This window comes from Lysinibacillus sp. BNK-21 (assembly GCF_048684915.1).
Classification (GTDB): Bacteria; Bacillota; Bacilli; order Bacillales_A; family Planococcaceae; genus Lysinibacillus; species Lysinibacillus capsici.
This window is the reverse complement of record NZ_JBLQTS010000001.1, coordinates 1,584,409-1,597,077: the sequence shown is the minus strand read 5'-3', so window position 1 is coordinate 1,597,077 and position 12,669 is coordinate 1,584,409. Positions and strand designations below refer to the sequence as shown.

At 40.1% G+C, this 12,669-nt stretch carries 11 protein-coding genes; 1 reads left to right on the top strand and 10 read right to left on the bottom strand.

Annotated features, from left to right (window positions below; genetic code table 11):
- Positions 1-2: 2 nt before the first annotated feature.
- Positions 3-416: a methylmalonyl-CoA epimerase gene (gene mce, locus ACMGGO_RS08085; protein WP_004231207.1), complete on the bottom strand. Its 414-nt coding sequence runs from the start codon at positions 414-416 to the stop codon at positions 3-5.
- A 125-nt stretch (positions 417-541) separates the two neighbouring features.
- On the opposite strand from mce, the gene prli42 reads away from it, so the two are divergent.
- Positions 542-637, top strand: coding sequence for a stressosome-associated protein Prli42 (prli42, locus tag ACMGGO_RS08080; RefSeq protein WP_009370219.1), 96 nt, complete (start codon positions 542-544; stop codon positions 635-637).
- Positions 638-659: 22 nt separating this feature from the next.
- Here the strand turns inward: prli42 and ACMGGO_RS08075 are convergent, their stop codons facing one another.
- The 9 genes from ACMGGO_RS08075 to lpdA form a co-directional block, all read right to left on the bottom strand.
- Positions 660-1,670 (bottom strand): aromatic acid exporter family protein, encoded by a 1,011-nt coding sequence (locus ACMGGO_RS08075; RefSeq protein ID WP_081010952.1) that lies wholly within the window; start codon positions 1,668-1,670, stop codon positions 660-662.
- 152 nt (positions 1,671-1,822) lie between these two features.
- Entirely contained in the window at positions 1,823-2,263 is a 441-nt protein-coding gene (locus ACMGGO_RS08070) for a BrxA/BrxB family bacilliredoxin (RefSeq protein ID WP_004231203.1), read from the bottom strand.
- A gap of 161 nt (positions 2,264-2,424) precedes the next feature.
- Positions 2,425-3,522 carry a methylmalonyl Co-A mutase-associated GTPase MeaB gene (gene meaB / locus ACMGGO_RS08065; protein ID WP_048392309.1) on the bottom strand — a complete coding sequence of 366 codons (1,098 nt, stop codon included), beginning with the start codon at positions 3,520-3,522 and terminating at the stop codon, positions 2,425-2,427.
- The gene (gene scpA, locus ACMGGO_RS08060; RefSeq protein WP_048392308.1) at positions 3,522-5,675 is read right to left on the bottom strand and encodes a methylmalonyl-CoA mutase; all 2,154 of its coding nucleotides are present in this window, start codon (positions 5,673-5,675) and stop codon (positions 3,522-3,524) included. Before scpA ends, meaB begins: the two co-directional genes overlap by 1 nt.
- On the bottom strand, positions 5,672-7,375 hold the full coding sequence (locus tag ACMGGO_RS08055) for a methylmalonyl-CoA mutase family protein (protein WP_420281772.1): 1,704 nt from the start codon (positions 7,373-7,375) through the stop codon (positions 5,672-5,674). The genes scpA and ACMGGO_RS08055 overlap by 4 nt, the downstream gene beginning before the upstream one ends.
- 121 nt (positions 7,376-7,496) lie before the next feature.
- Positions 7,497-8,840, bottom strand: a complete 1,344-nt coding sequence (locus ACMGGO_RS08050) for a dihydrolipoamide acetyltransferase family protein (RefSeq protein WP_048392306.1) — start codon at positions 8,838-8,840, stop codon at positions 7,497-7,499.
- Between the two features lie 170 nt (positions 8,841-9,010).
- Positions 9,011-9,994: an alpha-ketoacid dehydrogenase subunit beta gene (locus ACMGGO_RS08045; RefSeq protein ID WP_016993882.1), complete on the bottom strand. Its 984-nt coding sequence runs from the start codon at positions 9,992-9,994 to the stop codon at positions 9,011-9,013.
- Positions 9,994-11,010, bottom strand: coding sequence for a thiamine pyrophosphate-dependent dehydrogenase E1 component subunit alpha (locus ACMGGO_RS08040; protein ID WP_048392305.1), 1,017 nt, complete (start codon positions 11,008-11,010; stop codon positions 9,994-9,996). The genes ACMGGO_RS08045 and ACMGGO_RS08040 overlap by 1 nt, the downstream gene beginning before the upstream one ends.
- Before the next feature lie 86 nt (positions 11,011-11,096).
- Entirely contained in the window at positions 11,097-12,524 is a 1,428-nt protein-coding gene (gene lpdA, locus ACMGGO_RS08035) for a dihydrolipoyl dehydrogenase (RefSeq protein WP_054549169.1), read from the bottom strand.
- Between the last annotated feature and the right edge of the window lie 145 nt (positions 12,525-12,669).

Genomic DNA, 12,669 nt, shown 5'->3' with positions numbered 1-12,669 from the left:
AATCACTTATCCCCTTTTCCACTTTTATCACATAATTCATATAACACCCCAAATGAGGATTTAGGATGCATAAACGCAACCTCTGCCCCTCCAGCACCTGGCCCTGGCTCTTCGGATAAGAGACGTACACCTTTTTCACGAAGCTCTGCCATTCGTTCACGAATTCCCGTCACACCAAACGCAACATGATGAATTCCTTCTCCACGTTTTTCAATAAAACCATGGATGGCACTTTTATCACTCATTGGTTCTAATAGCTCGATTTTCACATTCCCTGCATCGATAAATGCCACACGAACCTGTTGAGACTCTACTTCTTCCACTTTCATCAACTTTAAGCCCAAAGTTTCTGTATAATATGTAATGCGTTCATCAAGATCGCGCACTGCAATCCCAATATGGTCTACTTTCTCCATGGTGACATCTCCTTCTGTTATGGTACATACTCTATTTTACAGACTTTTTTGTCAAAACTCTACTACTTGAGAAATTTTTCAGATTTGCTAAACTATTTATAAGAAAAGAAGGAGCGAACGAGCATATGAGTAATAAAAAATTTCAAAAAGTCGTTATTTATAGTATGATCGCAATTATGCTAATCTCATCTCTAGCATTCGGATTATCTATGATAATTTAAGGCAAAGCACGAGGCGTCCACACTACTGTGGGCGCTCTTTTTTAGCCTTTAACCCTTTAAATGACTGCTTTATTTCTAAATACCTGTCCATTTCCTCTATAAACTGATAGAGGGCTGCCTGAGCGATAAATTGCTCGTGGCTTTGTGGTAAAGGAAGCTGAGAAAAATCGCGCTTAACATGTTCGAGTTTTTCGCGATACTGACTAGCCGTATTCCCCGAATGAACATGCTCACCTAGGTCTTGTAAAAAATCTGCCACAATTTCAGCCTCTTGTACTATAACAGGTAATGTCGTCACTTTGGGTAGCACTCTTTCGATAATTTCTAGCTGCTGCTCTCGCATATCGAAATATACATAGTAATCATTTTTACGTCTTGTAAAATGGTTTTGAACATCTTTAAACGCTAATGATTTTGCCTCTTCTAGTGCTTTGATTGCATCGATAATTTCTTGGCCGTTCCACAACGTATCTCCTTGCCGTAAATAGCTGGCAATTTCTAAAAAAATCTTACTATATAGCTCCTCTATTTTGACTCTGTAGTAATTTAATTCCTTTTGAATGTCTGGCATATACATATTAATGGCAATCCCTGTTCCATAACCGATAGCCATCAACGCTAATTCATTATAAACAAGTGTTAATGAATAACCTTCAGCAGCGTAAATATGCATAATAATCACGACACTGGAGATAAATCCATCCGCAACCTTTAAAGATACAATAGTAGGAATAAAGAGTATAAGCATGCCTGCTAGTGTAAGTGGATGATAAGCAAATAACTCAAAGCTTACAAAGGCAAAAAGCATTGCTACAATACTTGCAACCAATCGTGTATAGGCTGCATAAATGGATTTCTTTTTTGTTGGTTGCACACATAATATCGTTAGAATACCAGCAGATGCATATGAGGCTAAATCAAAATACTGTGCAATGGCAATAGCGATGGCCGCACCAATTGCTGTTTTTAAAGTTCGATAGCCGATTGAAAACTTCTTCAGGCCGACTGCCTCCCATCCTTTAGTACTCTTCACTCATTCAGTTAATTATTTAGCCAATATTACAAAAATTTTAACAATAATGAAACTACCTATACATGAGGATCAGTAGGAAGCCTACATAGATAGCATAATCTATGAGGCTTTTCTACTTGATTGAAAATGATTTTTCTTATGCAAGAATAGACTTAAAGTTCGTCACAATATTCTTCAAAGTTTGCTTGTAAATTTGTCACAACTGACATTGGGTCATGCCCTTCAATTTCATAGCGTCCCACTTCTGCGACAACTTGTCCGTCTTTTAATAAAACGAATGATGGTGATGAAGGTAGATGATCTTCTCCAAAATGGTAACGCGCTGCTGCAGTTGCTTCTTTATCTTGCCCTGCAAACACTGTTACTAAATGGTCTGGACGTTTATCATAATGAACGCATTGTGCTGCTGCTGGACGAGCGATACCACCCGCACAACCACACACTGAGTTCACCATTACTAATGTTGTACCTGGACGAGCAAACGCCTCTTCTACAGCTTCTGGTGTTGTTAATTGTTCATAACCAGCTGCCTCAATTTCAGCACGTGCTGTTTTTAAAATTTCCTGCATAAATAAATCGTAATCCATATTCATATAGCGATAGCTCCTTTCAAGTTCGCGCCAATTTAGTTATATTTCAGATAGTAGATTTTTGACGCTTATCCATCTCTTATCATAGCAGTTTGCAAGCAATTTGTGCACCTACTTGCTCAACACATTTCAGTTGAAATTACTACGATTTCAATAAGACTCGTTTACTTGTCTTCCTGCTCCTCGCTAAATAAACGATCCACACCTTGTGTAACTGTCAACTGTCCACTTAAAATTTGACGTTCAAGCTGTTGTACTTGTGCTTTACGTTGCGGGTTTCCATAAAAGAGATCTATTAAATGATCGGTAATCATCGATTGGAACCACTCTTTTGTTTGTTGCTGGCGTCGGGTAGCCCAATAGTGATTTGCTTCTACGATTTGCTTGAATTCCCCAATTGTTTCCCAAACCTTATCAAGTCCTCGATTTTCTAGTGAACTAACAGGCATGGCAGTTGACATCCAACCAGGTGTAGCAGGCTGTAAAAAGTGCAAAATTTGTTTGTACTCTGCAACCGTTTTTTTAGCTAGACGTACATTATCACCATCCGCCTTATGCACGACAATTGCATCTGCTAATTCCATAATGCCTTTTTTCATGCCCTGCAATTCATCCCCCGCTCCTGTTAAAACTAGAAGCAGGAAGAAGTCAACCATGCCACGGACATAGGTTTCACTTTGTCCAACACCAACTGTTTCAATTAAAATCACATCATAGCCTGCTGCCTCACAAACTAACATGGTTTCTCGTGTCTTTTTGTGAACACCCCCTAGGGTACCTGCCGATGGCGATGGACGCACAAATGCACTAGGCTTCTTAACGAGCTCTTCCATACGCGTTTTATCGCCAAGTATACTTCCTCCCGATAGAGAAGAACTTGGATCAATGGCAAGAACAGCAACTCGTTTCCCCATATCACAAAGCATAGTACCGAAAGCCTCTATGAATGAGCTTTTTCCTGCCCCAGGCACACCTGTTATGCCAATTCGGATACTATTGCCTGTATGTGGAAGAAGCTCCTGCAATAGTTCTTGTGCCTGTACTTTATGGGTAGCGTTTGAACTTTCAATGAGGGTAATGGCTTTTGATAAATGTGTGCGAGAGCCCGCACGTACTTGTTGTGCAAGCTCTCCTACATTTAGAGTGTCTGCCTTTTTCTTTCGGAACTTTTTGGGTGTACCATATTGCATCCCGTCGTGAGTCGCCTCTACTCCGTCCATGACAAATAGCGCACTTTCTTCCATTCCTTTATTTTTGTCCATTATTCAGACACTTCCTCATAGCCTAAACGTTTGTAGATTTCTTCAATAATTTTTTGTGCGGATACAGGAATCACTGTACCTGGTCCGAAAATGGCTACTGCACCGGCATTATAAAGGAAATCATAATCTTGTGCTGGTATAACACCACCCACAATAATGATAATATCTTCACGACCTAGTTTTTCAAGCTCAGCTATCAATTCAGGCACTAATGTTTTATGTCCTGCTGCTAGTGAAGACACACCAATAACATGAACATCATTTTCAACAGCCATTTGAGCAGCCTCAGCAGGCGTCATAAATAATGGAGAAATATCTACGTCAAAGCCTAAATCTGCATAACCAGTTGCGACAACCTTTGCACCACGGTCATGTCCATCTTGTCCCATTTTAGCAACTAAAATACGCGGACGACGACCTTCATTTTCAAGGAATTCTTCTGTCATTTGTTTCACTTCCGCAATTTGCTCCTCATCAGAGAAGTTTGCAGAGTAAACACCAGAGATCGAACGAATGACCGCTTTATGACGACCAGAAACTGCTTCAATTGCATCAGATATTTCACCTAAAGAAGCACGAGCGCGCGCTGCATCCACTGCTACCGCTAGCAGGTTTTCTTCTCCATCTTGAGCCGCCTTCGTTAAGCGAGCTAAATGTTTTTGAACTTCCGCTTCATCACGAGCTGCCTTCATCGCTTCTAAACGTTCAATTTGTTTTTGACGAACAATGGTATTATCGATATCTAAAATATCAATTGGCTCTTCTTTTGCTAAGCGATACTTATTCACGCCAACAATCGTTTCTGTTTTAGAATCAATTTTAGCTTGACGTTTTGCTGCTGCTTCCTCAACCTTCATTTTTGGAAGTCCCGTTTCAATCGCTTTAGCCATACCACCAAGCGCTTCTATCTCTTCGATTAACACCCAAGCAGATTTTGTAATTTCTTCTGTTAATTTCTCTACGTAGTACGAACCACCCCAAGGATCAATGACTTTTGTCATCGCTGTTTCCTCTTGTAAAAATAACTGTGTATTACGCGCGATACGTGCTGAGAAATCTGTTGGAAGTGCAATCGCTTCATCTAATGCATTTGTATGAAGGGATTGCGTATGTCCCATCGAAGAGGCATTTGCTTCGATTAAAGTACGTGCAACATTGTTAAATGGATCTTGCTCAGTTAATGACCAGCCAGATGTTTGGGAGTGCGTACGTAATGCTAATGTCTTTGGATTTTTCGGGTTAAACGTAGACATCATTTGTGCCCAAATACGACGTGCTGCACGCATTTTAGCAACTTCCATGTAATAGTTCATACCAATTGCCCAGAAGAACGATAAGCGAGGTGCAAATGCATCAATATCAATACCTGCTTTTAATCCTGTTCGAACATACTCCAAGCCATCTGCTAATGTATAGGCAAGCTCAATGTCATTTGTTGCGCCTGCTTCTTGAATATGGTAACCAGAAATTGAAATAGAGTTAAATTTTGGCATATACTTCGCTGTATATTCAAAAATATCTGCAATGATTTTCATTGACATAGCTGGTGGGTAAATATATGTATTACGCACCATGTATTCTTTTAAAATATCATTTTGAATAGTACCTGCTAATTGATCTGGCGTTACCCCTTGTTCTTCTGCTGCTACAATATAGAATGCAAGGACGGGTAATACGGCACCATTCATTGTCATTGAAACTGACATTTGGTCTAACGGGATTTGATCGAAAAGGATTTTCATATCCTCAACTGAGTCAATCGCAACCCCAGCTTTTCCTACGTCCCCTGTTACACGTGGATGATCAGAGTCATAGCCTCGGTGTGTTGCTAAATCAAACGCGACAGAAAGACCTTTTTGTCCCATGGCCAAATTTCGTTTGTAAAAGGCATTGGATTCTTCAGCAGTTGAGAAACCAGCGTATTGCCGAACCGTCCATGGACGTGCTACATACATAGTAGGGTATGGTCCACGTGTGTTGGGTGCAATCCCTGCCACATCATTTAGATGTTTAGCCTCTTTAATATCTTCTTTTGTGTAAATATCTTTAATTTCAATCCCCTCATTTGTCATGAACTTATCTTCAGACGCTTGAGGTGCTTCAGCTGTTAAAACCTTTTCTATTTCTATTGCATTAAAATTTGGCTTGCTCATCGTTGGACCTCCTTCATGCTCGCAAACACGGACTGTAATTTTTCAATGATGTTTTGTCCTGCGAAAATAAAGCCGTTTAAGCCATTTGCTAACCATGCTTCTTCTTCGTCTTTAAATTTGCCCGCTACATCTACAAGCACATTCGCTGGTTTTTCAGCTAAAATGGCTGATACAAATGCTTTTGTATCATCATCATTGCCTGCAATCACTACATACTTAGCCTCTGTCGCCTTCAGCCAAGCTACTGCCTCTTCTACAGTTGTCACTGGCTCACTTTTTTCTGGTACAAGACCCACTGTGTTTAAGAAGCCCGCTACAAAATCTGCGCGTGGTTTAGAGCTTTTTAATGATCCTAATGCTAAAATACCTGTTTTTACATCTCCTGCTGTCATGTCTGCACGTAAGTCCTCAAATGGAGCAGCGATACGCTTAATATCAGCAAATAATGGATTTGTATCCTGTTCAAGAATATCAGCTGGATTAGCATAAATATTCGTTCCAATTAATGATTGCTTACGTGTTTGGGCAGCTTTGATGCGTTTTTGATAGGATGCTTCCACTTCTTCTGCAAGCTTGCCAGAGGCTGTATATTCATCGATACCGCCAGCTGCCTGGATGTCTAAAAATAGTGCCCATGCTTCTTTCACAAAATCTGCTGTTAACGACTCGATAAAGTAAGAGCCCCCTGCTGGATCTTTTACTTTTAAGACATTTGTTTCTTCTCTTAAAATTAATGATACATTACGAGCGATACGAATGGATTGATCCGTAGGCTTTGTTAACACGTCATGTGGATGAACCGTAAAGAGATCAGCACCACCGATTAAACCAGAAAGCGCTTCATTTGAAGAGCGTAATAAATTTACATACACATCTAATTTAGAAAAGCTTCTTAATGATGTTTCAGCAACAGTAGGGATTTTGATATGATCTGTTACGCCATAAGCGGATGAGAACGCTTTCCAAAGTACTTTAAAAGCACGTAGCTTTGCAATCTCCGTAAAGAATTGTGTATCAATGGCAAATGATACAAAGAATTTCTTCGAGAACGCTTCAAAGCTTTCTTCTTGTTCTGCAAATTTGGCTGCTAATGCAAGTGCATAGGCTAATTCTTGTACAGCGTTAGCACCTTCATTATGATAAACCGTTGTGTCTGCACTGACTGAGCGCACGTTCGGAAATGCAGTCAAAGTGATAGGGTCTTTTGAAATAATGTAACCTTTAATGGCTTCTTGTTGATCTACTGGAATGTTGTCGAATACTGCTAATAATGGGTCTTTTGAATTTTCAATAGTAATTTTAAACGAATATTCTGAGAAATATGATGCTAATTTGACCAATACTTCTTCTGTCCAAGCAAAGCTCACTCGGCTATCAATTGTAATAACTTCATTGCCTCGAGCTAGACTATCCTCAAGCTGTGCAAAAAAAGCTTCGCTTGAATCAGCGTGAATTTGTTGTGCCACCTGAAATACTTGATCATTTTGTAGGGAACGGATTGTGGCAACTTGTAAATCAAGCTCTTCTCCAAGCTTAGCTACTAAACTTTCTTGCGTGTAAAGCGGCTGTAGTGTAACACCTTCATTTGTTTTTGTGAATAGTGACTCAAATGGTTTCCCTTTTAAAGCTTTGATTGCTGCATCTTGCCAGTCTGAATAGGCTGGTATTTCAAATTCAATATTTTTCATGTTGTTTGACATGCGGACGCTTAATCAGCTTCCCCCCTTAGTAGTTTCTATTTGTTATTCTACATGACAAATTGCGACTCGAAAAGCATAAAAAAAATCGGAAACCCTTATACAGCAGGTTTCCGACAAGTCATCAGTAGACTGACGTTGAAGATTTATTTGTATTTTCGAGTATTTCTTTTACTCTATTTAGGAATTTACCACAGACAAGTCCATCAAGCACACGATGATCTAATGATAAACATAAATTCACAATATCACGTGCAGCAAACATTCCACCTGGTAAAACAACAGGTTTTTTTACAATACTTTCCACTTGCAGGATCGCTGCTTGTGGGTAATTGATGATGCCCATTGATTGAACAGAGCCAAATGCACCTGTATTATTCACTGTAAATGTACCACCAGTAATGTCATCCATTGCTAATTTTCCTGTACGAACTTTGATAGCCAGTTCATTGATTTCTTTCGCAATTCCTTTAATGGATTTTTCATCTGCGTGTTTTATAACAGGTACAAATAAGGCATCATCCGTTGCTACTGCAATCGAAATATTGATGTCATGTTTTTGAATGATTTTATCTTCCGCCCACATCGAATTCAGCATTGGGAATTCCTTTAAAGCTTGAGCAACCGCTTTTACAAAGAAGGCGAAATATGTAAGATTAAAGCCTTCTTTTTGCTTAAATTCATTCTTTAAGCTATCACGATAAGTCACTAAATCTGTTACATCCACTTCCATCATCATCCAAGCATGCGGCGCTTCATGTACACTTTTCACCATATTATTCGCAATGGCACGACGGATCTTCGTCACTGGAATTTCGATATCTCCTGGATGAATAGGTTGTACAGGTGCAGCTGCTTTTTCCACTTGTTGCTGTGGTGCAGAAGCTGCTGTAGGTGCTGATGTCGTTTGAACGGTTGGAGCTGCTTGTGCTACATCATTTGCCGTTGGGATATTACCTGTTTCAATGAGCTTTAACAGGTCTTTTCGTGTAATACGACCACCCTCGCCAGTACCTGTTACAAGGTCTAAAGCTATATCATGCTCCTGTGCAAGTCGAAGAACAGCTGGTGAATAACGTACTTTACCCGTACGTGCCTCTTTTGGTGCAGATACTGGAGCTGCTACCTGCTGTGGTGCCTCCTGTTTCTTTTGAACACCTGCATTTAAAATAGCCGTACTTACCGTTGATTTTTTTTCAGGTGGCGGTGCTGGTAATTCACCTTCTCCCGCTATTTCAATCGAGCAAACGACTGCTCCAACTGGTAATGTCTGACCTTCTTGCGCAAGTAGCTCCGTGATAACCCCTTCAAATGATGACGGGATTTCAGCATTTACTTTATCTGTAACAACCTCTGCTAATGGATCATACTTTTTAACTGTATCTCCAGGCTTTACAAGCCATTTTTCAATTGTACCTTCTGTTACACTTTCGCCGAGCTGTGGCATTGTAATATTTTGAACCGACATCTTTTATTCCTCCCATCAATTAAGCCTAGGCGTCATTGTACCTGATGCAGCGCTAAAAACATTAAACGTAGACAGGCATTTAGACAGATTTTGACTTTCATATGTGCAAAGTCAAAATCTGTTGTTCCGTCTGAGGCTTTTATTTTTTCATTCAGCCTTGTTGTAATCTATTAGAACGCAGCAAGTTCTCGCATAGCACGTTCCACTTTATCAGGATTAATCATAAAATATTTCTCCATCGTTGGTGCATATGGCATGGCTGGCACATCAGGTCCCGCTAGACGTTGAATTGGTGCATCAAGCTCAAATAAACAATGTTCTGCAATAATTGCAGCAACCTCACTCATGATACTACCCTCTTTATTATCCTCTGTGACAAGCAATACTTTACCTGTCTTACTTGCAGCCTCAATAATCGCTTCTTTATCCAGAGGGTAAACTGTACGCAAGTCAAGGATATGAGCGGAAATACCATCCGCAGCTAGGCGTTCTGCCGCTTGTAAAGCAAAGTGGACTGCTAAACCATAGGTAATGACTGTCACGTCATCTCCTTCACGTTTTACATCTGCTTTACCAATTGGCAATGTGTAATCATCTAGTGGTACTTCCCCTTTAATTAAACGATAGGCACGTTTATGTTCGAAAAATAATACTGGATCTTCATCACGAATAGCAGCTTTCAATAAGCCTTTTGCATCATACGGTGTTGATGGAATGACAATTTTCAAACCAGGTGTACCAGCAAAAAGTGCTTCAACGGATTGTGAATGATAAAGTGCCCCGTGAATACCTCCGCCAAAAGGTGCGCGGATGACCATTGGACAAGTCCAGTCATTATTAGAACGGTAACGAATTTTGGCTGCCTCTGAGACGATTTGATTGACAGCTGGCATAATAAAATCAGCAAATTGCATTTCAGCAATCGGACGCATACCGTACATCGCAGCACCGATACCCACACCAGCTATTGCACTTTCTGCAAGCGGTGTATCAAGCACGCGGTATTCACCAAATTGATCGTATAGCCCAGTAGTGGCTTTGAATACACCACCTTTACGACCAACGTCCTCTCCTAAAATGAAAACTCGTTCGTCACGTTCCATCTCTTCTTTCATTGCTAATGTAATCGCATCAATATAAGACATTACTGCCATTACATGTCACCTCCGTCCACTGGTGCATAAACATATTTAAGTGCATGCTCTGGTTGTGCATATGGAGCCGCTTCAGCATAATCAGTTGCTTCATTTACTTCTGCCATAACACGCTCTTCGATTTCAGTACGTATCGCGTCAGTCATCACGCCAGTATCCATTAAATACTTTTCAAATAATACAATTGGATCCTTCGCTTTGCCTTCTGCAATATCTTCAGCCGTACGGTATTGACGGTCATCATCATCTGAAGAATGGGCTGTTAAACGATAAGTTACTGTTTCGATTAAGCTTGGACCTTCCCCATTACGTGCACGATCTGCAGCCTCTTTCACCACTTTATACACTTGTAACGGATTTTTCCCATCCACGGTCACTCCTGGCATTCCATAGCCAATCCCACGATCAGATACTTTTGCACAGCCTAGTTGACGCTCTACTGGCACAGAAATCGCATATTGATTGTTTTCTACCATAATAATGACTGGTAGCTTATGCACACCTGCAAAGTTCGCTCCTTCATGGAAGTCTCCTTGGTTGGATGAACCTTCACCAAGCGTAACGAAAGAAACAAAATCTTCATTTTGTAGACGTCCTGCAAGTGCAACGCCCACTGCGTGAGGAACTTGAGTCGTAACAGGAGATGAACCTGTTAAAATACGATTTTTCTTTTGACCAAAGTGGCCTGGCATTTGACGACCCCCAGAGTTTGGATCTTCTGCTTTAGCAAACGCAGATAACATCAGTTCTCTTGGTGTCATACCAAAATGTAAAACAACACCCATATCACGATAATAAGGTGCAATATAATCCTTACTTTTATCCAGTGCAAAGGCTGCTCCAACCTGTGCCGCCTCTTGACCTTGACAGGAAATTACAAACGGAATTTTACCAGAACGGTTTAACAACCACATACGCTCATCCAGTCTTCTGGCCATTAACATTGTTTCGAACATAGCAAGTACATCTTCATTTGACAAACCTAAATCTTCATGTTTGATTTGAACATCTTGCATACGAACACCCCTTTCGTATTATAGAGAAATAACTATCTTATCCTATATCCCCACATTTGGATATGTTAGTTATGAAATTCAGAAAATTAAAAATGGATAGCGCGATCATCCACTGCTAGAGCAGATTCCACTAACACCTCATTTAAGGATGGATGTGGATGAATTGCCTGACTAATTTCCCATGGTGTTGCATCTAACACTTTTGCTAAGGATGCTTCACCAATTAAATCTGTTACATGAGGCCCTACCATATGAATACCCAAAATATCATCTGTTTCTTCATCAGCAATAATTTTGACAAAGCCTTCTGTCTCTCCATTTACTAATGCTTTACCAATAGCCTTAAACGGGAATTTACCAATCTTTAATGAAAATCCTTGTTCTTTAGCAGCACTTTCTGTTAATCCAATGCTAGCAACTTCTGGATAGGAATAAACACATTTCGGTACTTTTAGTGCATCCAATGTCTCGGTTTTCCCTGTTGCTATATGCTCAATAGCTGAAAGCCCTTCATGAGAAGCAACATGCGCTAATTGTAAGCCACCAATCACATCTCCTATGGCATACATATGAGACTCTTTCGTTTGATAGGAACCATTCACTTTAATAAAGCCATTTTCCACTTCAATCTCTGTATTTTCTAGACCAATACCTTGCGTATTCGCCTCACGTCCTACACAAAGTAATAGTTTATCAGCCTCAAAAACTTCTTCTTTTTCATTCACTTGCGCAGAAATGAAAACGTTATCATTTTCAATTTTGAATGTATTTGTATCTAAGCGAGCATTCGTAACAATACGAACGCCTCGTTTCTCAAGTTGTTTCGTCACTTCTTTAACGATGTCCGCATCTTCAGCTGGTAAAATGGATGGACCATATTCTACTACTGTTACATATACACCAAAATCGCATAGCATAGATGCCCACTCAATTCCAATAACACCACCACCAACGATTAGGAGTGACTTTGGTAAACTTTCTAACTGTAATGCGTGGTCTGAATTCAGCACATATTGCCCATCTATCGTTAACCCTGCCATACCACGAGGCTTTGAGCCCGTTGCAATGACAACATTCGTAGGCACAAGCATTTCATTTTCATCGCCATTGGACATTTCTACAGATATTGTACCAGGCATAGGTGAGAAAATAGATGGACCCAAAATTCGCCCTGTACCATGATAAACATCTATTTTGCCTTTTTTCATCAGTGTATTCACACCCTGGCTTAATTGCTCAACGATTGCTTGTTTCCTAGCTTGAACTTTGTCAAATTGTAATGTTACACCTTCAATATCGACACCATATTCGCTAGCTGTTTTATTAGCCATACGATATACTTCGGCACTTCGGAGTAACGCTTTACTTGGAATACAGCCTTTATGCAAGCATGTACCTCCTAAACGCTCACGCTCTACAATGGCTGTTTTTAAGCCTAGCTGAGCAGCTCGGATGGCTGCAACATATCCACCTGTACCTCCACCTAAAATGACAACATCATAATTTTGAGCCATGTTTATTCCCCCTATTGAGAAAAGTGCTAAAGGATTCTATTAAACAATAACCAAGTGATTTTTTTAACAGTCAGTGCTTTAGAAAAACTTTAGCTTTACTTCATTAAAGCCCTAATTTCTTGTTGAAAATAGAAGAAGTCGACAA

Excerpts from the sequence above, each read along its gene's own strand:
- meaB (WP_048392309.1), bottom strand. The coding sequence starts at position 3,522 with ATGGACAAAAATAAAGGAATGGAAGAAAGTGCGCTATTTGTCATGGAC.
- ACMGGO_RS08040 (WP_048392305.1), bottom strand. The coding sequence starts at position 11,010 with ATGCAAGATGTTCAAATCAAACATGAAGATTTAGGTTTGTCAAATGAA.
- ACMGGO_RS08050 (WP_048392306.1), bottom strand. The coding sequence starts at position 8,840 with ATGTCGGTTCAAAATATTACAATGCCACAGCTCGGCGAAAGTGTAACA.
- prli42 (WP_009370219.1), top strand. The coding sequence starts at position 542 with ATGAGTAATAAAAAATTTCAAAAAGTCGTTATTTATAGTATGATCGCA.
- scpA (WP_048392308.1), bottom strand. The coding sequence starts at position 5,675 with ATGAGCAAGCCAAATTTTAATGCAATAGAAATAGAAAAGGTTTTAACA.
- ACMGGO_RS08045 (WP_016993882.1), bottom strand. The coding sequence starts at position 9,994 with ATGGCAGTAATGTCTTATATTGATGCGATTACATTAGCAATGAAAGAA.
- ACMGGO_RS08055 (WP_420281772.1), bottom strand. The coding sequence starts at position 7,375 with ATGTCAAACAACATGAAAAATATTGAATTTGAAATACCAGCCTATTCA.
- mce (WP_004231207.1), bottom strand. The coding sequence starts at position 416 with ATGGAGAAAGTAGACCATATTGGGATTGCAGTGCGCGATCTTGATGAA.
- ACMGGO_RS08070 (WP_004231203.1), bottom strand. The coding sequence starts at position 2,263 with ATGAATATGGATTACGATTTATTTATGCAGGAAATTTTAAAAACAGCA.
- lpdA (WP_054549169.1), bottom strand. The coding sequence starts at position 12,524 with ATGGCTCAAAATTATGATGTTGTCATTTTAGGTGGAGGTACAGGTGGA.